This is a genomic window from Mycobacterium sp. UM_CSW (assembly GCF_000455205.1).
Lineage (GTDB): Bacteria > Actinomycetota > Actinomycetes > Mycobacteriales > Mycobacteriaceae > Mycobacterium.
Genome location: NZ_AUWQ01000041.1, coordinates 67,346 through 90,446, shown reverse-complemented (window position 1 = coordinate 90,446; position 23,101 = coordinate 67,346). Strand labels below are relative to the sequence as shown.

General features: G+C 67.7%; 23 protein-coding genes and 1 pseudogene. 11 read left to right on the top strand and 13 right to left on the bottom strand.

What is annotated here, in order from left to right; genetic code table 11:
• From N415_RS16410 to N415_RS16390, 5 genes are read right to left on the bottom strand one after another with little or no spacing between them, the layout of a single operon-like run.
• Complete coding sequence (locus tag N415_RS16410; protein WP_068183894.1) at nt 1-1,203, bottom strand: thiolase family protein; 1,203 nt, start codon at nt 1,201-1,203, stop codon at nt 1-3.
• Entirely contained in the window at nt 1,200-1,643 is a 444-nt protein-coding gene (locus N415_RS16405; protein WP_068183890.1) for a MaoC family dehydratase, read from the bottom strand. Before N415_RS16405 ends, N415_RS16410 begins: the two co-directional genes overlap by 4 nt.
• Before the next feature lie 7 nt (nt 1,644-1,650).
• Nucleotides 1,651-2,151, bottom strand: a complete 501-nt coding sequence (locus tag N415_RS16400) for a MaoC family dehydratase N-terminal domain-containing protein (RefSeq protein ID WP_068183888.1) — start codon at nt 2,149-2,151, stop codon at nt 1,651-1,653.
• On the bottom strand, nt 2,144-3,253 hold the full coding sequence (locus N415_RS16395) for an acyl-CoA dehydrogenase family protein (protein ID WP_068183885.1): 1,110 nt from the start codon (nt 3,251-3,253) through the stop codon (nt 2,144-2,146). Before N415_RS16395 ends, N415_RS16400 begins: the two co-directional genes overlap by 8 nt.
• A complete protein-coding gene (locus tag N415_RS16390; RefSeq protein WP_068184031.1) occupies nt 3,243-4,421 on the bottom strand; it encodes an acyl-CoA dehydrogenase family protein in 1,179 nt (392 codons plus the stop codon). The genes N415_RS16395 and N415_RS16390 overlap by 11 nt, the downstream gene beginning before the upstream one ends.
• 161 nt (nt 4,422-4,582) lie before the next feature.
• Between N415_RS16390 and N415_RS16385 the strand changes: the two genes are divergently transcribed.
• The 5 genes from N415_RS16385 to N415_RS32270 all read left to right on the top strand — a co-directional run bounded on the left by N415_RS16385 (nt 4,583) and on the right by N415_RS32270 (nt 7,890).
• Nucleotides 4,583-5,191, top strand: coding sequence for a TetR family transcriptional regulator (locus N415_RS16385; protein WP_068183882.1), 609 nt, complete (start codon nt 4,583-4,585; stop codon nt 5,189-5,191).
• Complete coding sequence (locus tag N415_RS16380) at nt 5,188-6,012, top strand: hypothetical protein (RefSeq protein WP_068183879.1); 825 nt, start codon at nt 5,188-5,190, stop codon at nt 6,010-6,012. Before N415_RS16385 ends, N415_RS16380 begins: the two co-directional genes overlap by 4 nt.
• Nucleotides 6,013-6,066: 54 nt before the next feature.
• Nucleotides 6,067-6,636, top strand: a complete 570-nt coding sequence (locus tag N415_RS16375; RefSeq protein WP_068183876.1) for a carboxymuconolactone decarboxylase — start codon at nt 6,067-6,069, stop codon at nt 6,634-6,636.
• Complete coding sequence (locus N415_RS16370; RefSeq protein WP_239645596.1) at nt 6,633-7,625, top strand: hypothetical protein; 993 nt, start codon at nt 6,633-6,635, stop codon at nt 7,623-7,625. The genes N415_RS16375 and N415_RS16370 overlap by 4 nt, the downstream gene beginning before the upstream one ends.
• A gap of 100 nt (nt 7,626-7,725) precedes the next feature.
• Nucleotides 7,726-7,890, top strand: coding sequence for a hypothetical protein (locus tag N415_RS32270; RefSeq protein ID WP_193376463.1), 165 nt, complete (start codon nt 7,726-7,728; stop codon nt 7,888-7,890).
• Nucleotides 7,891-8,005: 115 nt separating this feature from the next.
• Here N415_RS32270 and N415_RS16365 read toward each other — a convergent pair whose 3' ends face one another.
• A complete protein-coding gene (locus tag N415_RS16365) occupies nt 8,006-10,699 on the bottom strand; it encodes an FHA domain-containing protein (protein WP_239645595.1) in 2,694 nt (897 codons plus the stop codon).
• A gap of 261 nt (nt 10,700-10,960) precedes the next feature.
• Nucleotides 10,961-11,905 (bottom strand): annotated as a pseudogene (locus N415_RS16360) (alpha/beta hydrolase); the annotation flags it as partial.
• Between the two features lie 201 nt (nt 11,906-12,106).
• Here N415_RS16360 and N415_RS16355 point away from each other — a divergent pair.
• Nucleotides 12,107-12,952, top strand: a complete 846-nt coding sequence (locus tag N415_RS16355) for an SDR family oxidoreductase (protein ID WP_068184027.1) — start codon at nt 12,107-12,109, stop codon at nt 12,950-12,952.
• A 28-nt stretch (nt 12,953-12,980) separates the two neighbouring features.
• Here N415_RS16355 and N415_RS16350 read toward each other — a convergent pair whose 3' ends face one another.
• Nucleotides 12,981-13,307, bottom strand: a complete 327-nt coding sequence (locus tag N415_RS16350) for a hypothetical protein (protein WP_068183869.1) — start codon at nt 13,305-13,307, stop codon at nt 12,981-12,983.
• Nucleotides 13,308-13,381: 74 nt separating this feature from the next.
• Entirely contained in the window at nt 13,382-15,616 is a 2,235-nt protein-coding gene (locus N415_RS16345; RefSeq protein ID WP_152531425.1) for a molybdopterin-dependent oxidoreductase, read from the bottom strand.
• Nucleotides 15,617-15,688: 72 nt separating this feature from the next.
• On the opposite strand from N415_RS16345, the gene N415_RS16340 reads away from it, so the two are divergent.
• Complete coding sequence (locus tag N415_RS16340) at nt 15,689-16,615, top strand: TIGR03564 family F420-dependent LLM class oxidoreductase (RefSeq protein ID WP_068183868.1); 927 nt, start codon at nt 15,689-15,691, stop codon at nt 16,613-16,615.
• A 124-nt stretch (nt 16,616-16,739) separates the two neighbouring features.
• Here N415_RS16340 and N415_RS16335 read toward each other — a convergent pair whose 3' ends face one another.
• Nucleotides 16,740-17,165, bottom strand: a complete 426-nt coding sequence (locus tag N415_RS16335; protein ID WP_068183865.1) for a PPOX class F420-dependent oxidoreductase — start codon at nt 17,163-17,165, stop codon at nt 16,740-16,742.
• A gap of 54 nt (nt 17,166-17,219) precedes the next feature.
• Between N415_RS16335 and N415_RS16330 the strand changes: the two genes are divergently transcribed.
• The 3 genes from N415_RS16330 to N415_RS16320 all read left to right on the top strand — a co-directional run bounded on the left by N415_RS16330 (nt 17,220) and on the right by N415_RS16320 (nt 19,537).
• Nucleotides 17,220-17,468 (top strand): hypothetical protein, encoded by a 249-nt coding sequence (locus tag N415_RS16330; protein ID WP_068183861.1) that lies wholly within the window; start codon nt 17,220-17,222, stop codon nt 17,466-17,468.
• A gap of 41 nt (nt 17,469-17,509) precedes the next feature.
• Nucleotides 17,510-17,944, top strand: a complete 435-nt coding sequence (locus N415_RS16325; protein WP_068183860.1) for a nuclear transport factor 2 family protein — start codon at nt 17,510-17,512, stop codon at nt 17,942-17,944.
• Between the two features lie 204 nt (nt 17,945-18,148).
• On the top strand, nt 18,149-19,537 hold the full coding sequence (locus N415_RS16320; RefSeq protein ID WP_068183857.1) for a wax ester/triacylglycerol synthase family O-acyltransferase: 1,389 nt from the start codon (nt 18,149-18,151) through the stop codon (nt 19,535-19,537).
• Between the two features lie 98 nt (nt 19,538-19,635).
• Here N415_RS16320 and N415_RS16315 read toward each other — a convergent pair whose 3' ends face one another.
• The gene (locus N415_RS16315; RefSeq protein WP_068183853.1) at nt 19,636-20,073 is read right to left on the bottom strand and encodes a cupin domain-containing protein; all 438 of its coding nucleotides are present in this window, start codon (nt 20,071-20,073) and stop codon (nt 19,636-19,638) included.
• A gap of 74 nt (nt 20,074-20,147) precedes the next feature.
• On the opposite strand from N415_RS16315, the gene N415_RS16310 reads away from it, so the two are divergent.
• The gene (locus tag N415_RS16310; protein WP_193376462.1) at nt 20,148-21,017 is read left to right on the top strand and encodes an alpha/beta fold hydrolase; all 870 of its coding nucleotides are present in this window, start codon (nt 20,148-20,150) and stop codon (nt 21,015-21,017) included.
• A gap of 51 nt (nt 21,018-21,068) precedes the next feature.
• Here N415_RS16310 and N415_RS16305 read toward each other — a convergent pair whose 3' ends face one another.
• Both N415_RS16305 and N415_RS16300 read right to left on the bottom strand, forming a co-directional pair.
• A complete protein-coding gene (locus N415_RS16305) occupies nt 21,069-22,340 on the bottom strand; it encodes an amidohydrolase family protein (RefSeq protein WP_068183850.1) in 1,272 nt (423 codons plus the stop codon).
• Nucleotides 22,341-22,469: 129 nt separating this feature from the next.
• Complete coding sequence (locus N415_RS16300; RefSeq protein WP_068183847.1) at nt 22,470-23,057, bottom strand: PaaI family thioesterase; 588 nt, start codon at nt 23,055-23,057, stop codon at nt 22,470-22,472.
• Between the last annotated feature and the right edge of the window lie 44 nt (nt 23,058-23,101).

Sequence of the window (23,101 nt, the reverse complement as noted above, 5' to 3'; positions counted from 1 at the left end):
CTAGTCCCCCCGGATCAGCAAGGCGACCTGCTCGCTCATGATCCCGCCGTTGCCGGTGATGAACCCGACGTCGCAGCCGGGCACCTGTGCGTCGCCGGCCCGGCCCATGACCTGACGCGCCCCGTCCACGACGTGGTGCATCCCCCCGGCCATCCCCGCCTGACCGAAGGACAGTTGACCGCCCGCGGTATTGAGGGGGAAGTCGCCGCGGTAAGTCAGATCGTGGTCGCTAACCCAGGACATGCCTTGGCCTTTGGCGCAGAAGCCGGCGTCCTCCAGGCTCATCAGCACCGTGATGGTGTAGCAGTCGTAGATCGAGGCGACGTCGACATCGGACCGGTCCAGCCCCGCCATCGCGAACGCCTTCTCGGCGGCGCGCGCAATCGGCGTGCGCAGCAGGTCGTCGGCGTAGGTCGGGGTTTTGAACGCGATGTGCTCACCGAAGCCCGTGATCCAGACGGGGCGGTTGCGGCTTCGGCGCGCGATGTCGGCGCTGGCGACCAGGACCCCGGCTCCCCCGTGCACCCGCATCACCGTCTCGAGCATGTGGATGGGATCGGCGATCATCGGGCTGGCGAGAACGTCGTCAACCGTGATCGGGGTTCCGTGGAACACCGCGCCCGGATGCGCGCAGGCGTTGGCGCGCTGGTCGACCGCGATTTTGGCGACGGCGGCGGCGTCGTAGCCGAACTCGGCCGCGTAGCGCTGGGCGATCTGCGCGTAGGGGGCGTTCTGGCCGACGTTGCCGTACGGGATCTCGAACTCGGCCTGCGGGGAGCCGTAGGTGTTCGATGACGCCCCATACCAATTCGGTGCGGGCGGCGGCCGCCGTTGGGACTGCGGCAGGGCGGCCGACCCCGGGACGACGGCCAGTGCCGCGTCGCAGATGCCGAGCTCCACGGCCGCCGCGGCGCGCCACACCATTCCCGCCGAGGTGGCTCCCCCGAGATCCACCCGCTCACCGAAATCCAATGCCATGCCGAGGTATTCGCACAGCGTGGCCGGGGCGAACATCGCCGATTCGGCCACCCCGTGGGTGAGCAGGCCGTTGACGCAGCCGGGGTCGACGCCGGCGTCCTCGATGGCCAGCTTCGCCAACAACGCGTACTGGTCGAGGGTGAACCGTGGCGGCCCGGTCGGGCGCCGTTCGGCGGGCAGCTCGGCGATCCCGATGATCGCCGCTTCCCCGCGCAGCCCGGTCACGACGGGGTTCCGCGTCGGGGCAGCTCGACGGTCGCCGTTCCGGGCATCAGCACGGTGTCGTCGCGGTGGCCGGAGATCTCGAGATCCAGGAGGCCCGCGCCGCTCTCGGTGAGGCGCTTGCCCGTCACCTCGCCGCCGAAGCTGAGCGGCTGGCCGGGATAGGCGACGGCCCGGTTCTGTACCGAGAAGGACACCAGGCGGCCGCGTCCGCCGATCCAGTCGCCGATCGCGCGGGCCAGCAGTGCCGCCTGCAGTGGCCCGTGTACGAGCACGTCGTCGTAGCCCTCGACGGTACGGGCCCACTCCTTGTCGTAGTGGATGCGGTGGCCGTTGTAGGTGGCGGCGCTGAAGAAGAACAGCTGCGTTTCGTCGACGGTGACCGTCAGCGTGGGCATCCGGTCGCCGACGGCGACGTCCTCGTAGAACACTTGGTCGGTCATGGCGCTCCTAGGGCCGCGCGATCATCGACGTCGACGCTTCGGCGACGAGATCGCCGTGCTGGTTGCGGTACACGGTGTGCCAGCTGACCAGCACAAATCTTCCTGAGCGACCCTGCTTTTCGACGATGGATTCGATGGTGCGGACCATCTCGATCTCGTCGCGGTGGTAGGCGGGCAGGTGGAAGGTGAAGCTCTCGCCGCCGGCCATCCGCTTGGGGGCGCGCGGAAAGGCGAGGCTGCCCGAGGCGGCACCGGAGGATCCGTCGGGGCGCAGCCCGTCCAGCCGCGTGACACCCAGGACGGCGTATTGCAGGAACAGCGGGGGGCAGATGATGTCGCGAAAGCCGTTGGCGCGGGCGAACTCCGGGTCGAACCATAACGGGTTGTGGTCACCGACCGCCGCGGCCCAGCGCTGCCAATCGCGACGGTTCACCTCGCCCGTGCCGGACGCGGCGACGGTGCCGACGCGCGCCGCCGATTCGGCGTCGATCAAGCTGTCCTCACTCATTCATGCTCTCCTCCAGCCAGGCCGCGGCGACGTCGGCTCCCCCGCCGAGCGTCGACCCCAGTCGCGCCCGCTCGCTCCACAGGTGCAGGTCGGTTTCCGTGACGTAGCCCATCCCGCCGTGCAATTGGTGGGCGTCCCGGGTGATCAGCCGGGCCGCGGCGGCGGCGTGCATGCGCGCGATCGCCGTTTGCCGGGTGGCCAGCTGACCGCGCGCCAGCCAGAAGACCGCGGAGTGCGCGGCCAATCGTGCGGCGGCCAAGGCGATGTGCATGTTGGCGACCAGGTGCTGGGCCGCCTGGAACGACGCGATCGGGCGTCCGAATTGGTGGCGCAGCTTGGTGTATTCGACGGTGCGATCCAGCGCGGCCTGCCCGACCCCAACGAGGTCGAGGGATCCCAGCGCCACCGCGGTGTTGGCGACGCGCCGCAGGCCCGGCCGGTCGACGTCGCCGAGCAGCGCGTCGGCGTCGACGACCGCGCCGTCGAAGCGCACCGTGCAGGCCCGGTGGCCGCCGGCCATGGCGAGCGGCTCGACGGTTAGGCCGTTTGCATGCGCGTCCGCGACGAAGACCAGCGTGCGCGCGCCGGCGGCGGCCGACACCACGACGACGTCGGCGACGTCGGCGTCGCTGACGTAGTCCGCCGTGCCGGTGAGCCGCCAGCCACCGGTCGAGTCGGGTTCGGCGCCAAGCACCGGGGTGATGACGGCGGCGTCGCGGGCGTTCCACAGCGCGGTCGCGCCGCGAAGGCTGCCGCTCGTCAGCCGCGGCAGCCACTCGGCCTTGGCGGGTTGGCGGCCGAGCTGATCGATCGCCAACGCGGCCTGGATCGTGCTGTGCGCCGTCGTCGGGCATAGGGCGCGCCCCGCCTCGGTGTAGAAGACGGCGAGATCTTCGACCGATCCCCCGGAGCCGCCGTGCTGCTGCGCGATGGCCAGCCCGAAGACACCGGCGTCGGCCAACGCCTTCCACAGCGCGGGGGTGCTTCGTTCCGCGCCCGATTCGGTCAGGCCGCGGACCAGGCTGATCGGGCTCTCCGCGGCCAGCAGCGCGCGCAGCGTCGCGGCGAACTCGCGCCGCTCGGCGGTCGGCCTAACGTCCATACGACGGCATCCCGTGGCCGCGCTGGGCGATGATGTCGCGCAGGACTTCGTTGGTGCCGCCACCGAAGCGCATCAGCGGGGCGGCCCGGTAGAGCCGTTCGAACTTGCCGGCCAGCGGCGCGTCCGGGCCGCGATGCGCCAGCAGGCCGTCCGGCCCGAGGAGATCGAGCGCCAATTCGGCGATGCGCTGGCGCAACTCGCTGGTGAAGACCTTCTCGACGCTGACCTCGACGGTCGGGATAGCGCCGCCGTCCAGGATCGAGGCGGCCTCGTAGCCCATCAGCGTGGCCGCCTCCACGTCGGCCTCGACTCGTGCCAGGCGGCGGCGCAGCGCCCCGTCTCGCACCGGCACCGAGCCGTCGCGGCGCGGGCTTCGCGCCAGGGCGTGCAGATCGTCGACGGCGCGGCGCAGATCGCCGGCGTTGGTCAGCGCACCGCGCTCGAGGTCGAGGGCGCCGGTGATGTAGGTCCAGCCCCGGTTGACCTCGCCGATCAGGTTGGTGACGGGGACGCGCACGTCGCGGAAGTGCACCTCGTTGGTGCGATAGCCCGACCACGCGTACAGCGGGCGGATTTCGACGCCCGGGCTGTCGATCGGCACGATGATGACCGAAATCCCCCGGTGGCGCGCGGCATTCGGGTCGGTGCGCACGCACAGCCACTCGTGGGTGGCGCGCTGGGCGCCGCTGTTCCAGGTCTTGGTGCCGTTGATCACCCAGTCCCGCCCGTCGCGCGTCGCGCGGGTGCGCAGGCTAGCCAGGTCGGTGCCCGCGTCGGGCTCGGAATAGCCGACCGCACAGATCATTTCGCCCCTGGCGATCGGTGGCAGCCATTCGGATTTGTTCCGCTCGGTGCCGTGCCGCATGATCATCGGCGCTACCGAGGTGACGGTCAGGTCGGGCCCGGGCACGCCCCAGTATTCGAACTCGCTCATCAGCAGGTGCTGGTGCACGGCGCCGAGGCCCAGCCCGCCGTACTCGCGCGGCCAGTTGAGCCCGAACCAGCCTTTTTCGCCGATCTTGCGGCGAAACCGGGCGACTTCGCCGTCGGGGAACTCAAGGTCATGCTCGGCGAGTTCGGCCCGCAGTTCCGCGGTGACGTTCTCCTGGAGGAATTCGCGAACCTCGGCCAGCCAGGCGCGTTGCCCGGCGTCGAGTTCGAAATCCATCGCGGCCCCTTTGCCCCACATCAGGTGACGTGCCCTCTCAGTGTGCTCAGCCACGATGGCCGGCGCCAGATATCCGTTCCATTAACCAGGCTTGCGATTCCCCCGCAGCTCGTTGACGGTCGTCATTGACGCGCGTCAATGAACCCGGTACGTTCGCTCGTATGCCGTCGGTGACGCAGGTGGTGAGCGCGAGGGAGGCGCAGCGGCTGCAGACGCGCGCTCGCCTGTTCGACGCCGCCGTCGCCGAGATCGGGAGGTCGGGGTTGGCGGGCACCGACGTCGCCGCGATCGCTTCGGCGGTCGGCGTGGCGCGGGGCACGTTCTATTTCCATTTCCCGACCAAGGAACACGTGCTGGCCGAGCTGGAACGCGACGAAGAGGCCAAGATCGTGGCGATGCTCGCCACGGAGACCGGCGCGCCGGGCGACCTGAGGTCGATGCTTACTTCGCTCGTGCGCCAGGTGCTTGCCGCCGAGGAGCGGCTCGGGCCGGTCGTCTTCAGGGACATGCTCGCGCTGCACTTCTCCGCGACGCGCCCCATCGAGGACGAGCTGGCCGAGCACCCGCTGGCGGAGTTCGTCATCGCCGCGATCGCGGAAGCGCAGGCCGCCGGGCGGGTGGCGCCGGACGCGGACGCCGGCGAACTCGGCGCCATCTTCTTGACCGGGCTGTTCGCATTGCTGGTCACCGCGGCAACGGCGCACCGGTCACGCGTGGCGCTCCTGGACCGATACGTCAAGACCATCGTCGACGGAATGGAGGCATCATGACCAGCACGGCCATCGAGGGCTATCGGGACTTTCTCGTCCGTCGGGACGGCGACGCGGATCTGCTGCATCGCCGGCTGTCCAGCCGGGAGGATTTCTTCGCGTCGCTGGTGGCCGACCCGGTTCGCTCCAGCCGGCCCATCGATCAGCGCGTGTTCCTGCGAAACCTGCGCCGCCGCCGACCCGAAGCGGGGCTCTCCCCCGAGATGCTGTTCCTGTTGGCCACCGCGAAACTGAACCAGACGGAGCGATTCGGCGTGGACCTGGGCGATGCGTATGGACTGATCGGCGGCGCGGACCAGCCGCCCGAGCGGGTGTACCTGGCGCTCGAGGAGCACTACCACACCCGGCTCTTGAGCTACGTGCTGGACATGTTCGGCCTGCCGTTCCAGGTCGTCGTGCCGCCGTTCGTGATGCGGCAATTCGTCAAGATGGAAGTTTTCCTGCCCGAGCGAATCGGGTTCCCGTTCGTGGGCGCCGGAGAGATGGCGGGCTGCATCATGTTTGACGAGTTGCGCCGGGTTGGCGTCGAGTTGTTCGCCGACGAGCCGGACGTGGCCGCCCGGATCGACCGGCTTTACACCGAGATCCTCACCGACGAGCTGGGCCACGTCGGCTACTGCGCGGCGCGGTGCAGCCGATCCGAACGGGCGTTGATGCGTTGGCTGTACCCGCTTTTCGGACGCCTGTTCGCGCGCCAGACCGCCGAGATCAGCCTGCTCCTCGACCCCGCGAAGCTGCGCGCGCGGCTGCGCGAACCCTTCGACGTCGACGGGCTGGCCGCCGGCGTGCCCAACGAGACCTTCGTCGCGGTGCGCCCCTGAGCCGCAGCGCGGCGATCCTGTTTCGACAGCCCGGCACCGCGGTACTTCTGATCGGTGGATGACAGATCAGATTTCGGCACATTCGGCCGGTTCGTCGAGACGCCGGTCGGCGAGATGTCGCCGCAGATGAAAGAGGCTTATAACTTCACCCGCGAACTGCGGGGGCTGGTTCCCGGTCCGCACAAGATTTGGCTCGCCAACCCCACGCTGTCGAAGACGATCGTCCCGACCGGTGCCTACTTCCAGCGCGAGTCGACGCTGACGAAAGCCGAGATCGAGATCGCGACCACCATCGTCAACGCCCGGTGGCGCAGCCCATACGCCAATTACGAACACGAGATCATCGCGGAGCGCGATGGCCGCCTGGACCCGCGGCGGGTCGAAGCGATGATCGCCGGGCTGCCAACGTCTTTCGACGACCCGCGCCAGCAGGTGGTTTACGAGCTGGCATCGGCGTTGGTCGCCGCACGCGTCGTGCCACTAGGCCTGTACCGGCGCGCCACGGAGTTGCTCGGTTACGCGGGCATCGTGGACGTCGCCGTGCTGCTGGGCTGGTTCACCATGGTGTGTATGACGCTGAGCGCCTTCGACGTCCCGGCCAATGCCCAGGGATTGGCGCAATGAGGATGGCCCTGCCACCACTGCCCGCCGTCACGATGACGCCCGTCGCCTTCTTCCCGCAGTGGTACTTCCCGGAAAACCTCGCCGTGCGCGCCGACGGGTCGATTCTCGTCACCGATGTCGTGCACAAAGAGCTCTGGTGGGTTCGGCCCACGGAGCCCGGAGCGGTCGCCGAACCGGTTTTGGCGCATACCTTCGACCACCCGATCACCGGCATCGCGGAGGTGGCGCCCGACGTGTTCGTGGTCTGCCTCACCGAGGGCTACACCACCCATGAATCGCATTTGGCCCGAATCGATTTCAATGGGTGGGCCCCCGGAGCGCCGTTATCGCCGGAGCTCATGTTCACGTTCGACGACCGCGTCCGCGCCCTCAATGGCAGTTGCGTGCTCGGGCCGAACGTACTGGCGATCGCCGACTGTTTTGCCGGACTGATCTGGCGCGTGGACCTGGCCGATGACGCCCGCAGCGCGACGGCCCGGGTGTGGCTCGCCGACGACACGATGGGCGATGATCCCGACAGCGGCGTGCCCCCGCCGCCGCAGCCGGGGGTCAACGGGGTGCGTTACGGGGCGCAGACCGGATACCTGTACTACACCTCAACCGCGCAGAAGGTGTTCATGCGCGTCCCCGTGGATTCATCCACCCTCGATCCAGCCGGGGCGCCGCAGTTCGTCGCCGCGATCGACAATGCCGACGACTTCTGCCTCGACGAGGACGCCGGATTCGCTTACGTCACAAGGCATCGCACCAACACCATCGATCGGGTGCCGCTCGCGCCGCGGCACGGCAGCGAGGTCCGCCACATCGCCGGCGACCCGTTCGATGAAATGCTCGTCGGACCGTCCAGCGCCGCGTGGGGACGCGGCCCCGGCGAGCACGGACGCGTCGCCTTCGTCACGACAGACGGCGGCACCACCGCTCCCCCGCAAGGCATCACGCGCCGGGGCGCACTGCTGCGCGTCGAATTGGATCCCGTTCACCAGATGTAAAAACCCTGTCAATCTCCCGTAAAAACGCTTCGCCCCGATCGCGGATCCGTGGGCGGGCTGAGAAAATTTCTCTCAGCCGCCACGCGTAGAGGAAGAAGCCATGCCCACCCTTGAGACCCGCCTCCGCCAGGAGTTGCGCGATTGCGCCCTTGAGTTACGGCAACTTGCCTACACGGTGCCACACGGGGTCGGCGAGCATGCCCTGCTTCAGCTGTCGGACCGGATGCGCGCCGCCGCCGAGCAGGCGGTGCGAAAAGGCGCCTAGTGCTTTGAGTGTGAACCCAGTGCTCTCAGCGTGAAGCCAGGGCGAGAAGATCGCGACTTCACCGCCCCGGACGCAGACCGAAAACCGCCAGCGCACACTCAAACGCCGATGAGGCTCAGCCGCCCTTGAGGCGAATCTTCCAGCGCACGAACCCCAGGTACACGACGCAGAGCAATATCAGCATGCCCATGTCGAACCACCACGCGCCGGCCGTGTGACGCCAGTGCGAGTCGTGCGGCGTCTGCGGAACCTTGTCCTGCAGGCTGAGCAGGTCGACGGTGGAGGCCGACGCCGCGAAGCCCCATCTGGCCGGTGTGGCCCAAGACATTTGGTCCAGCCCGAGGCGATCGGTGACCGGAATCATGCCGCCGGAGAACACCAGCTGCGACATCACCGCCACGACCAGCAGCGGCATGATCTGCTCGTTCGACCTGGCAATCGATGACAACACCAGCCCGAGCATCGCCGAGGCGACGGTCGTCATCGCGACGTCGACGAAGAGCTCCAGGTTGGGAATGCCCAGCGCCACCGCACCCTGCGTCGGGCCGCCCTTCCCGAGGACCGCGATGACGGTCACGATCGCGGACTGAATGACGGCGAACACGGTATAGACGAACACCTTCGCGAGTAGGTAGGCGGACGTCGACAAGCCGACCGCCTGCTCGCGCAGGAAGATCGCCCGCTCCCCGATGAGATCCCGAATCGTCAGCGCCGTTCCCATGAAGACCGCGCCGACGTTGAGCAGCACCAGAATTTGCGCCGGTTCGGTGGGCGCCGCGCCCATGGGGTTCGGCCTGCCGAAGCCCACATCACCGGGCACCGACATCGACAGCGAGCCCATGATGAACGGCAGCAGCGCCAGGAACACGAAATAGCCGCGGTCGGACACGATCAGCCGCACCTGCCGCCGCGCGATCGTAGAGAACTGCCGGAACAGGCTGGTGTGCGACGGGTCGCCGATCTCGGCGGGTTTCTCCGCCGGCGGTGGCGGCGGGGGCGGTCCCGTCCGCGCCAGGTAGCGGGCCTTGGCGCCGTCGGGGTCGCCCGCGACAGTGCTGAAGATGTCGGCCCAGTTCGTCGTGCCCATCGCCGGACCGATCTGGCTTGGCGGCCCGCAGAACGCCGTCTTTCCGCCGGGCGCCAGCAGCAAGACCTGGTCGCAGACATCCAGGTACGTCAGCGAGTGCGTGACCACGAGCACCACACGACCGGCGTCGGCCAACTGCCGCAGCATCGTCATCACCTGGCGATCCAGGGCCGGGTCCAGGCCGGACGTCGGCTCGTCCAGGATCAGCAGCGACGGCCCCGTCAGCAGCTCCAGCGCCACCGACGCGCGCTTGCGCTGGCCGCCGGACAGCTTGTCCACCCGGGTGTGCAGGTGCTGGGTCATCTCGAGTTCCTCGAGCACCCGCGCGACCACCTGCGCGCGGTCGTCCTTGGTGGTGTCCGGGGGCAGCCGCAACTCGGCTGCATACATCAACGCCTGCTGCACCGTCAGCTGCCCGTGCACCACGTCGTCCTGAGGGACCATCCCGATCCTGCTGCGCAGCGAGGCGTATTCCGCGTGAACGTTGTGGCCCTCGAAGGACACCGTGCCCTTGGTGGGGTGCGTGTAGCCGGCCACCAACCGCGCGAACGTCGACTTTCCCGCCCCCGACGGACCGATGACGGCGGTCAGCGTTCCGGGCTGCGCACCCAGCGAGATGTCGTCGAGCAGCACCTTGTTGTTCTCGATCGTCCACGTCACCCCGCGAACGTCGAGGCCGCCGGTGCGCGTCGCGGTCGCGGACTCGTCGCGCCGGGCCAGCGTGCCGCCGGCGAAAACGAGGTCGATGTTGCCGATCGTGACGACGTCGCCCTCGTGCAGCACGGCCGAATCGACCCGGGCGCCGTTGACGAAAGTCCCGTTGATGCTGCGGTTGTCGTGGATTTCGGTTCCCTGCGGCGTGGGGATCAGGGTCGCGTGGTGGCGCGATGCCAGCACCTCGGGGATGACGATGTCGTTGTCGTTGGCGCGGCCGATCTTGACCGCGCCGGGCAACGACACCAACCCGGTTCGACCCGGCCGCAGGATCTTCATCATCGACGTCGCGATGTTCGCGGCATCGCCGACGCGGCCCGTCTCGGACTCAGCGGGCGGCACCTGCATGGGTTGTGCCCGGTAGATCTTCGGCGCCTGCTGCGGTTCGCTGGGCGCTCCCGTCGGGTGTGCACCGGTCGGCTGCCACGGCTGCGGCCCGCTGGGCGGATGGATCGGCTGCGGCCCGCTGGGCGGATGCATCGGCTGGGGAGCACTGGGCGGATGGATCGGCCTGGACGCGCTCGGCGGATGCGTCGGCTGGCGGACCGGAGCCGACGGCGTCTGCTGGGGCTGGCCGGGCCAGGGCGTCCCGACCTGCTGCGGCTGGCTCTGGGACGCGGGGGCGCTCGGCGTGCCCGCGGTGTAAATCGGTATCGACGTGGTGAGGGGCGGCCGCCCGGCCGAACCCTGGTGGCGGCCAACTTCGAAGGTCAGCGCCGGTCCGTCCGGGTTGCCGATGTTGACCCGCAGGCCGTCCTGGATGTCGACGACCGGCACGCGACGGTTGTGGACGTAGAGCCCGTTGAGGCTGCCGTTGTCGATGGCGATCCATCGCCCCTGGTCGAATCGCACGATGAGGTGCGTCCGGGAGATCAGCGGGTGTGCGACGCGGACGTCCGCGCGAAGATCACGCCCGATTACGACGTCGGTGCCTGCTGCGAAGGTGCGCTCCGATCCCTCGTACCGCACGGTCAGCACTGGCGGGGCTGGTGGGCTCACGATGACCAACTGTATCGGCAGCCGGCCCGATTGCAGGCCAAGTAGTCAACGCCCGGCACGACCTCGGGTTGTGCGGGACGGCGACGTAGATGCCGCTGGAGACGACGGCTTCCAAGCGGCAGCAACAGCGGTAACCGTCCTTCCCCGCCCCGATCTCGAGGAACCCCAACGACGCGAATGACGGCCCGATCCGGGGCCGCCAAAGACATCTATCCCTGAATAGCGACTATCCCGCCGCGCGACACCGTACGGCACGGACTTCACTTCCCCGGTGACCTCTTTGATGAAATCGCCGAGATAGCGAATGGCCCGCCGGCCTTCCGGCAATACGTCGGCCGCCAACGGGAAGTCGTGGATTTGGCCGTCCCACAGGTGAAGGTCGCAGCGAACTCCGCTGAATTGCAACCGTTCGGCCATGAGCTCGGCGTCGGGAAGCAATAGTTCGTCGGAGCTCACATGGATCGCGACCGGCGGCAAGTCGGAGAGGTCCGCATCGACCGGAGACTCGACGCGGCGGGTGGACGTGCCGTTGCCCTGCGGAACGCGCACCTCGCCGAGGTAACGGGCGAACATCGAGAGCGCACCGCGAGTGAACATCGAACACCGGCGGGCGTTGCGGTGCCGCAGTTTTCGGGTGGGGTCCGCGTCGGTGAACGGCGAGATCGCGGCGACGCCGGCCGGCCTGAGCAGGCCGGTCCGGATGGCGGCGAGGGTGGTCATGAACGCGAGGTATCCGCCGGCCGAGTCGCCCGCCACCACCACCCGGTTCCCGTCGTAGCCGCGGTCCTGCAGCCAGCGGAGTCCGCACATTCCGTCCTCGATCGCGTCGGCGATCTGATGGGACGGCAGCTTGCGGTATCCGACGGTCAGCACCGCGGCGTCCGCCGCTTTCGACAGACGGGTCACCAGTGATCGGTGGGTGTTGAGGCCGCAGGTCAGGAACGCGCCGCCGTGGAAGTAGAGAATCGCGCGGTCGGACGAGACGCCGGGTGCGCGAACCCATTCGGCGGCGCAGCCGTCAAGCCTTAGCTGTTCAATGCTCGCCGAGGACGGGAAATGCGGCAGCAAACCGGCCATCTCGTCGACGTACCCCAGCGGCCAATGCAAATTCGGCTGAATGGCCCACGCGCGCACTATGTTCTTGACGATAAGCCGACTGGCCAACGACACCGCAAGTGATTGCGGACTGTGCCGATGGTGCACTCGCCGATTCATTGCGTGGCTTGGCAATATTCGGCGTCGGTCTGGCTTGGTCAGCATTTGTATTCAACTTTCGTAGAGGTAAAGGGGGTACCCGGCCCAAATCGGGAAAAACGCCCGATGAATCCCGGGCAAATGTTGGCTTCCTCACTGTTTGGTGCCAGCGGAAGTTGGGTAATACCGCCCGCCGCGTCCCGGGTGCCTCAAGATATGACCATGACAGAGGCGATGCAGGCCGGCGCGCTGCTGGCCAACCGGGTCGCGGTGGTGACCGGGGGCGGCGGTGGTATCGGCGCGGCAACCGCACGCCTGTTCGCCCAGCACGGCGCCCGGGTGGTCGTCGCCGACATCGACGCCGGCCTCGCCGAGCGAGTCGTCGACGAGATCGCGGCCTCGGGCGGCTCGGGCCTGGCGGCCGTGACCGACGTCCGGGACGAGGACCAGGTCAGCGCGCTGGCGCGGACCGTGCTGGATCGCTACGGCCGGGTGGACGTGCTGGTCAACAACGTGGGCCACTGGTTGCGGCATCCGGGCAGCTTCGTCGACACCGATCCACACCTGTGGGACGACCTGTACCGCATCAACCTGCACCACGTTTTTCTCGTCACGCACGCGTTCCTGCCCGCGATGATCGAGCAGCGTGCCGGGGCGATCGTCAACGTTTCATCGGTCGAGGGGTTGCGCGGCTATCCCGAGGATCCGGTCTACGCCGCCTTCAAGGCCGCCGTCATCCATTTCACGCGCAGCCTGGCCGTGCAGGTGGGTCGGGACGGGGTGCGGGTCAACGCGATCGGCCCCGACGTCACCGAATCGCTGCAGGTCCCGTACTCGCAGTGGCTGTCCCCGGACGAGCAGACGCAGTGGCCGCAGTGGGTGCCGGTCGGGCGGATGGGATTACCCGAGGACCAGGCTCGCGTGATCCTCTTCCTCGCGTCGGAGCTGTCGGCGTTCGTCACCGGCCACACCATCCCGACGGACGGCGGCACCGGCGCGGCGGGCGGCTGGTTCCGCTCGTCGCGCCGGGCCGACCGGGAGTGGACGAACCGTCCCGTCGCTCCCTGACATCGCTAGGCGTAGCCCAAGGCGGCGTTCAGTTTCCGGGGACCGACAGGGTGGCCTGCTGCTCGACCTGTTGGCCCTGCTGCTCGGCTTGCTGGGCCTCCTGAAGGTCGAGTTGCTCTTGCTGTTCGGCCTGTTGCTCGGACTGTTGAATCTCCTGTTGAATTTGCAGCTGCTGTTGCAGTTGGGCTTCGTCGTCGTCGCCATCCGTGGCGAAGCTCCGGTCCGCTAAACTCGTATCTGTCCCAACGGTTTTCGTGTCATCGGGCTGCACAGCGTGAAACAGCGCCAGCGTAGCGAAGGTCGCCACCCCGGCGAAAAACGTTTGCATCAGTATGAATTGCCTGTTTGCCGCCATCCCGCCATGGTGCGGGTCGGTGTTAGCAGCGCGCTGGATCGTGGTTAGCGATCAGCTGTGAAATCGCGCATCGCTCAAACCGTTTGCGCGGACCGAAACCGGGCTTGATCGTCGATGATGGTCACCGGGATGCCGTTGAGGGCGCCGTTGCCGGAAGGCTCGTCGAGGAACGTCGGCGGGGACAGCACGTTGGTGTTGGCGCCCGGTGAACCGTTGGCCACCGACATGCGGGTGCCCGGTTTACCATGCCCCCAGCCGTGCGGCATCGACACGACGCCGGGTTTGATCGTGTCGGTGACCTCGACGGGCACCTTGATCTCACCGGCCGCCGATTTCACCGTCACGATGTCGCCGTCGGAGACTCCGCAGCGGGCCGCGTCGTCGGGGTGGATCAGCAAGGTGCACCGATCCTTGCCCTTCATCAGCGCGGGCACGTTGTGCATCCAGGTGTTGTTCGATCGCAGGTGCCGGCGGCTGACCAGGACGAGCGGCTCGGCCGGGCGCTCCATGCGTGCCGCCAGCCGCGGCAGGTCGTCGAGCAGGTATTGGGGCGCGAGGCGGATCTTCTTGTCGGGGGTGCCGAGGATATCGGGCAGCTGCGGCACCATCGGCCCGAAGTCGATGCCGTTCGGGTTCGCCTTGAGCATGTCGAGCGTCAGCCCGCCTGGGTTCTTGCCGTACTGGTCCCCGAACGGCCCGGTTCGCAGCGTGAGGTCGAGCATCCGCTCGGGCCCGCCGTGATCGTAGAGCTTGCGGATCTCCGCGCCGTCGACGCCTTGAGTGAAGGCCAGGTAGTCGAAGAACCCGTCGTCGATGGCGGCGACGTCGACGTCCTCGGCCGGTGTCCCGGTGCACAGGCCGGTCAGCCGGATGAGGATCTCCCATTCGTGCGGGCGGTCGCCCGGGTCGAATACCGGCGCCGAGTAGTTGGCGATGCTGTGGATCGCGAAGAGGAGGATCAGGTCGTCGTGGTGCGGCTGCTCGAGCGGGGACAGCCCGGGCAGGATCACGTCCGCGTGCCGCGTCGTCTCGTTGAGCCAAAGGTCAACGGAGATCATCGCTTCCAGCATCGGCAGCACCTCGTCGAGCTTGTCGCCGCCGGGAGTCGACAGCACCGGGTTGCCGGCGACCGTGATCAGCGCCTTCAGCTGCCCCTCGCCGGGTGTCGCGATTTCTTCGGCCATGCACGACACCGGGGCCTGCCCGAGAACCTCCTTCGCGCCGCGCACCCGGGTGCGCCAGCGCCCGAATTCCGGGAGGCCGCCCTCCAGGCCGGGCAGTGGCTGCGTGGTGATCGACCAGGCCGCCGGCTTGGGGAACATCGCGCCGCCGGGCGTGTCGAAATGGCCGGTCAGAATGTTGATCACGTCGACCAGCCAGCTGGCCAGGCTGCCAAACTCCTGATTGCACAGGCCGATTCGCCCGTACACCACTGATCGCTCGGTGCCGGCGAGTTCGCGGGCCAGCCGGCGTATGCGGTCTTCGTCGATGCCGGTGACCGCGCTCACCCGCTCCGGCGGCCACTCGGCGGCGACCCGGCGCATCGTGTCGAGACCGTCGACATGCGGTCCGGCGTCGACCAGGTCCTCGTCGAAGAGGGTGTGCGCAACGGCCAGCAACAGCGCCGCGTCGGTGCCCGGAACGATTGGGAGCCACTCGTCGGCCTGGACGGCGGTCTGGGTCCGCACCGGGTCTATGACGATCACCTTGCCGCGTTTGCGAATCCCGTTGATCAGCCCCATCACGTCGGGCGCGGCCAAAAGCGAGCCCTGCGACGCGGCGGGGTTGGCGCCCATGATCACCATCAGGTCGGTGCGCTCGATGTCGGGCACCGGGAAGTTCCACCACAGGCCGTACATCAGATGCGACGACAGATTCTTCGGCCACTGGTCGACGGTCCCGGGCGAGTAGGTGACCGGCATCCCGGACATGCCCATCAGCACGCCCGCATATCGGGCCAGCGAAAACGAGTGCGCCAGCGGGTTACCGGTATAGGCGGTGACCGCACCGATCCCGTACTTTTCGATCACCGGTGTGAGCAGTTCGGTGCAGCGACGAAACGCCGCGTCCCAGCTGACTTCCTGCCACTGCCCGTCGACCTTGATCATCGGGTGCCTGATGCGGTCCGGGTCCTCGTGCACCGCGGCCAGCGACACGCCCTTCGGGCAGAGGTGCCCACGGCTCCAGACGTCGTCGCGGTTGCCGCGAATGCTGGTGACTTTGCCGCCCTCGACCTGAATTTCCAAGCCGCACATCGCTTCACACAGTGGGCAGGTGCGCAGGTGCCTGCCGTCATCGCCGGTCGCCACCCACCCACTGTATTCCGCTACTGCCGGTAGCGGAAGTAGCATCTTTCAGGGGGCGAAAGAGAGGAACATAGGGTGCAAATCAGCGTGAATTGCTTTCTCGGCGACGACCCCGCGCGGTCGCTGGTGGACGACTTCGTGTCGGAGCTTGCGACGCTGCGCGACGAGGGATTCCGGCGGGTCTGGGTGGCCCAAATGCCTTGGCAGGCAGATGTGTTGACCGTCCTTGCGGTCGCGTTCCGCGAGGTGGACAGGATCGAGGTCGCGACGGGTGTGCTGCCGATCCAGAACCAGCAGCCGATGCTGATGGCGCAGCGCGCGCTCACCCTCAGTTTGATCTCCGGCGGCCGATTCACCCTCGGGCTGGGCATGACCCATCGCATGGTCACCGAGGGAATGTGGGGGATTCCGTGGGACAAGCCGGTGCGCCGACTCGGCGAATACCTCGACGGCCTGCTGCCCCTGCTGGACGGTAAGGACGCCAACGCCACGGGTGAGACGGTGACCACCCGCGGATCGGTGCGCGTTCCCGGTGCGCCGACGCCTCCGGTGTATATCGCGGCCCTCGGCCCGCAGCTGCTGCGGCTGACGGGTCGGCGCTGCGCGGGGACCGAGACCTGGATGACCGGACCGAAGACCCTCGCCGAACACGTCGGGCCCACCCTTCGCAACGCGGCCGCCGAGGCCGGCCGCCCGGAGGGCGCGGTGCGGGTAGCGGCCTCGCTGCCGATCGCGGTCACCGATGACGTCGACGGACTGCGCGCGCAAGCCGCCGAGCAGTTCGTGCTCTACGGGCAACTGCCGTCATACCGGGCAATGCTCGATCGCGAGGGCTACCGCGACCCGCAGGATGCGGCCCTCATCGGCGACGAGGCGACCGTCACGGAACGCCTCGACGAACTGCGGGCGGCCGGTGTCGACGAGTTCGTCGGCTACGCGTTCGACACCTCGGACGAGGGCCGGGCCCGCACCCGGAGCCTGCTGCGGCGGTACGCCGGCTAGCGGCCTTCGGCGTTGGGTGTGAATCGTGGGCCTTGCGTGTGAATCCTAGGTGGGAAGATCGCGCGATTCCCGCCACTTGTACACGCTGAAAGCCCTGGATTCACACGCCGCAAGGCCCTGGATTTCAGGCCGTCCAGGGCCCGATGCCACCGACCTTCTCGATGCGGATGCGGGTGAGGAATCCCGGCGGCGCGCCGTCCGGCGGGAACTTCATGTTCGGGTCGCCCAGGACGGGGTTGAGCTCGGTCAGGAGCTCGGGCGCCCCGCCCTCGACGATGCGCGCGGTACCGGTGACCGACAGGTAGGGCCGCATGCCCTGGCCCGCCTTGTCCAGTGCCAGGATCGTGACGGCGACGCGGGGGTCGTTGCGGACGTTGCGCACCTTCTTGTGTTCGGCGAGGTGCGCGGTGACGAGTTCGTCCCCGTCGGGCGTCGACTGCAGCGCGACCCAGACAACGCTGACTTGGGGGCTGCCGTCGGGATTCAGGGTGACCAGCGTGGCGTCGGCACCCTTACCAATAAGATCGCGCGCGGCGTCGTTGAGTTTCATGCGTGCTTATACCGTCGCGCGCGGCGTTTCATTCCCGCTTCATATTTGGCAGGAATGACATTTGAATCCGACCAGTTGGCTGTACAAGCGGCGGACGTCGCTTTTAGCGTCGTTCACGACATGAGCGATCATCAGGAACCCACCGGCATCGAGCACCTGCGCAGCGAGTTACTCGATCGCATGGATGCACAGCATTTCGACGACTGGTCCCCCGCCCTCTTGCGTGCCCTCATCGCCGTCTTCGACCTGAACGGAGTCACGCCGGCGGCCCAGCGTGGCTTCCGGCCTTATCTCGTCAGGTAACGCACCCGTGCCGCAGCACTGTCGCGGATTAGGCTCGCACGGTGGAGATGTGGGAATTGGTCGCTCGGGAGCAGATCCGGGACACCCTCGCGCGCTACAACTGGTCGGGTGACGCGGGCCGGCTCGAGGGCCTGGCGGACACATTCTGCGCGGACGGCGTCCTCGAGATCCGCGGGCTGGAGCCGTTGCGCGGGCGAACCGAGATCGTGTCGTTCCTCGGCGGCGTGACGGGCAACGTCGCCCGCAACCTCGACGTCAAGCCCGTCGTGCGGCACAACGTCACCAATGTGCTCTTCACCGGCCTCACCCCCGACCGGGCGGAGGTCTCGTCCTACTTCACCGTGGTCACCCAGATCGGGCTCGACCATTTCGGGCGCTACCGCGACATGCTCGTGCCGGACGGCGACCGGTGGCTGATCAAGCATCGAAAGGTGTCGACCGACTGGGCGGCCCCGGATTCGACCATGGCCCGCTGACCCGCGCGGCGGTCAGATGAATCTTGGTGGCGATTTCGTTAAATGTCCCGCCGAGATGTTTGCCAAAGGCCGCCAACCGGCTACAGATTAGGGATCACATCAAGAGGTTGCGGTCTGCTCTGATGCTGTGCGCCGTCGGGGTCCGGGGTTGACCGCCGGTCATGTGACCAGGGGTCACGACCGTGCGAACGAGATGGGCGGGGCATGCAGCGACTGAGCGGGCTGGACGCGTTCTTTTTGTACCTGGAGTCACCGACGCAGCCATTGAATGTTTGCTGTGTCGTGGAGCTGGACCCGAAAACGAAACCGGGCGGCTACACGTTCGAGGGGTTCCGGGAGGCGCTGGCGGCGCGGGTGGACACCGTGCCCGAATTTCGCCTCAAGCTGGCCGACAGCCAACTGAACTTCGACCATCCGGTCTGGGTCGACGACGAAAGCTTCGACCTCTCTCGACACCTGCACCACGTCGCGCTCCCCTCGCCCGGCGGGCCGAAGGAGTTAGCGGAGATCTGCGGGCACGTCGCGGGCCTGGCCCTCGATCGGGATCGCCCGCTGTGGGAGATGTGGGTCATCGAGGGCCTGCACGGCACCGAGGCGCTGTCCATCGTCCTCAAGGCCCACCACGCGGTGGTCGACGGGGTCGGGGGCGCCAACCTGCTGGCCCAGCTGTGCAGCGGTGTGGCCGACGCGCCGCCGCCCGCCCCGGTGGAACGCACCGGCGGGGCGAACCCACTGCAGATCGCCGCGTCTGGGTTGATCGGCGCCGCGTTGCGGCCCTGGCGGTTGGCCAAAGTGGTGCCGGCGACCGTGCTGACCCTCGGGCAGACCATATTGCGCGCCCGGGGCGGCCGGCCCACGATGGCCGCCCCGTTCGCCGCGCCGCCGACGGCGTTCAACGGCCCGTTCACCCGCCGGCGCAACGTCGCCCTGACCACCGTGGACCTCGACGACGTCAAGACGGTCAAGAACCGGTTCGGCGTGACGATCAACGACGTCGTGACGGCCCTGTGCGCGGGGGCGCTGCGCCAGTTCCTGTCCGAGCGGGGCGAACTGCCGGACAGCCCGATGGTGGCCAGCGTGCCGGTGTCGGTGCGCGGCAGGTCCGATCGACCGGGCCGAAACCAGACCACGTGGATGCTGTGCCGGCTCGAAACCCACATCGACGACCCGGCCGAGCGACTGATCAGCATCGCCGAAGCCAACGCCTGCGCCAAAGAACATGCCGCCGCGATGGGTCCCACCCTGCTGCAGGACTGGACGCAAGTGGCCGGGCAAACCATGTTCGGCGCCGCCATGAAGCTGTTGCCGCGAATCCCGTTGCCCGAGAAGCCCCCACACAACCTGGTGTTGTCGAACGTGCCCGGCCCGCAGGAACAGCTCTACTTCCTGGGGTGCCGGATCGACGCCATGTATCCGCTCGGTCCGATCATCGCGGGCGCCGGACTCAACGTGACGGTCATGTCGCTCAACGGCCGGCTCGGCATCGGCATCATTTCGTGCCCCGACCTTGTTCCGGACCTGTGGGAGCTCGCCGACGCGTTTCCCGCGGCGCTGAAGGAATTGATGGATTGCGCCCCGCCCGGTGCCGGATAGCATTCGATTCGCGAATGTGGGGGATATGGACGAGAAACGGTCGTTCTGTGTACATATCCCCCACACCCGACGCGGATCTTGCGGCGCCGCTTGGTGTTTCAGGCCGGGGGCGCTGCGCCGATCGTCAGGACGGCGAGGCGGCACCCGTCCGGTCCCGCGCGCCAGGCGTGGTCGACGCCCGTGACCACCGCGCTGTCACCGGCGGCGAGCGGGTGCGCGCCGTCGTCGAGGATCAGGTCCACCGACCCGGAGAGCACGACGTCGAAATCGACGGTGTCCGTGTGGTGCATGGCGAACTCGGCGCCGGGTGCATACTCGATCATCGTCCAGCGCAGCGCGCCGGGCGGGACGACCAGGTCGAGCAGGTCCGCGACCCGCCCGCCGGCCGCAACGGACGGCAACGACGGCGCCGCGTACAGCACCGAATAGCGCAGGCCGCCGCGGCCGGCGTCCCCTTGCAGCGTGACGGGTTCGTCGCGCGCCGCGCATGACCGCCCGGACGCGTCGACGCCGGTGATCAGCAAGCGACCCGACATGGCCAGAGACTTTAGATGACCGGTCGGCGGAACACCGCTCCCGCGCGCCGCGGCGGCATGGCAGGGTGACATCCGTGGCCAACACTTCTGAACTCGTCGAACACGACCTGCGCGAAATCGGAACTCCGAAGGGCGCGTTGCGCTACTACGACTGTGGGCCGGATTCGGCGCCGACCCTGCTCTTCCTGCACGGCTCGGGTCCCGGGGTCACCGGCTGGCGCAACTTTCGCGGGATATTGCCGACATTCGCCGAGCAGTACCGCTGCCTGGTCCTGGAATTCCCCGGTTTCGGCGTCAGCGACGACTTCGGCGGCCACCCGATGGTCATGGCGTTCGGCACCGTCGGGCCGTTCCTGGACGCGCTGGGTGTCGGCAAGACGCACATCGTCGGCAACTCGATGGGCGGCGGCGTCGGCATCAACTTCGCCATCGGAAATCCCGACCGCGTCGACCGGTTGGTCACCATCGGCGGCATCGGCACCAACATCTTCAGCCCGAGCCCCAGTGAGGGCATCCGGCTGCTGCAGGAGTTCGTCGAGGACCCGACGCGCCAACGGCTGGTCGACTGGCTGAAGTCGATGGTCTACGACCAGTCGCTGGTCACCGACGAGCTGATCGAGGAGCGCTGGGCGCTCGCGACGGATCCCGTTGCCCTGGACGCCGCCCGCCGGATGTACGGCAAGGCGGCGTTCGCCGCGATGAACGCCGGCATGGCCGCCTCCGACCGGCCGATGCCGTGGGCGGTCATGCACAAACTGTCGGCGCCCACCCTGCTGACGTGGGGCCGCGACGACCGGGTGAGCCCGCCCGACATGGCGCTCCTGCCGATGCGCACCATCCCCAACGCAGAGCTGCACATCTTCCCGAACTCCGGGCACTGGGCCATGATCGAGGCCAGGCAGGCGTTCGAAAGCACTGTGCTGGCGTTCCTGTCGCGCACATAGTTCGACCCGGGGTTGGGCGCCGGGGGGCCGGCCGAAATCCGGTTGCGCGTTCTACTGGCGTTGGGGAGCGAGGCGCTTCAGCGCGAGCCCGCCCTCGAACGGGCGGTAGCCGAACGCGGCCGGGGCGTGATATCCGGTCTTCTCAAGAGGCGTGTGCACTTCCGCTACCGTCGGGCCGATTTCAGCCGCGATCGGCGCCAGCGCGTCGAGGTCGAACCGGTAGAGCCGACCCGCATTCTCGGAGAGAATTTTCCGGCATTCGTCTTCGGATCTGTCGTGCAACGCCCACCGGATGGCCAGCTTCGAATGCGGGGCGAAGCCCTCTTCGTGGGGGTAGTCGCTTCCCCAAAGTATGTGGTCAGCGCCCATGAAGTCGATCATGCCCGATTCGAAGGGGGTCAATTCGCTGGCCAGGTAGCAGTTCCGCTGAACGTACTGAGTTGGTGTCAGGGTTAGCTGATCGACCGAGGAACCTCCGAACATGCCGTAGGTGCGGTTACCGGCTTCCGTCTTCAGCGTCGGCACCATCGAATCCAGGGTCATCAGCTGCTGTTGCACCCAAAGGGTGCCCTGCTCAGTGGGCGCGAACCGTAATGTCGGATGACGTTCGAACACCCCGGCCAGTATCAGGTGCCCAAGGGTGCGCTGGGCCCACAGCGCCATTTCCGTGATGAGCACGGCATTCGATGCCGGCTGATCCATGGGCATCGCCGGACTTCCCGGACCCCCGTGCTGCACGATCGTGAGATCGAGTTCGTCACACAATGCCCAAATTGGCTCGTAGCGGGTGTGGAACAGCGGAGCGACGTTGGGGTCGCCTGGCGATACCGCGGGCAACAACACTCCACCAAAGCAATCCTGCTCGTTCCCCCACCGTATTTCGTCTAATGCGGCGTCCACATCGTTGGGGAAAACCTGGATCAACCCTCGCCGCCGCACCGGCGCCAGGGAACAGAAGTCAACCTGCCAGCGGTTGTGCGCTTGCACACCCGCCCACCGACGTTCGAGCTCGTCTCGAGTCTGCGGCAACGAAATGGTGATGTTGGGAGATGTCGGGAAGAAGGGAGGAACGGTGTTCGGGAGCAACAGCTCCGCCGCCACCCCGTCGTCGTTCATCTCGGAAATGCGCAACTCGTTGTCCCAATTGCGCTTCGCAGTGGCAATGATCAAATCGTCAAACGGACTCGCGTAAGTCTTGGCCCACGCATCGAAGTCGTCATGAAACGCCTGGGGCAGGTAAGGCTTGTAGTCGTAGAGGTCGGCTCCGGCGTGCGTATCCGCGGAAATGACGGTGTAGCGGGAAAGAGTCTCAGGCGCGGCCATGAATTCATCTCCTCGACGGGAATGCGATAAGCGTAATAGTCCCCCCAGCCGATAGCTATCGAACGCCAGACGTTTCGCTCAGCGGGAGCCGACCTCTCATATCGCATCGCCGGACCCGGCAGTTGATTGTCATCGCGGGGTGATGAACACGCCTTCGGCGGTGACGGTCGTTCCCTCACCGTCGGCAATCTCGCCCATCGCGAAGGTCTTTGTGCCGTCGATGCGATCGACGCGCGCGCTTGCGCGCACGAGACCCAAGGGCGTTCCCCGCACATAACGCAGGCTGAGCGTGCCCGTGTAGGCCGGGCGTCCCGGCCGATGCGCGGTTGCGCCGAGGACGTGGTCCAGGATTAACGCGCACACGCCGCCGTGAACATGACCGGGCGGACCCTCGTAAGCGGCACCGAGCGTTACCTCAGTCCACACAACGCCTTCCGCGTCGTGGTGTATCACCAGGGGCGGTGCGACGGCATTGCGGAGCCCGATTGCGACGTTTCCTGACGCCACCGATTGGCCGTCGGCGACTTGGCGAACCCCGAATGAGCCGGGCATCAGGTCTGCGCTCAACAGCCCTACCGCGCGATCGATGTGCGCTTTTGCCGCCGCAACGACGGCACCGTCCACTTCGGTGCGGATGGTGACATCGATGAGCCGACGGACGGAGCCGGCGAGCGACTCATATCCCGCCGGCCTACCGGCTTCGTTGTCATCAGCCACGACTGGCCGCCCGTTGAATCAGCCGGGTCCGTCGCGATCGCGCG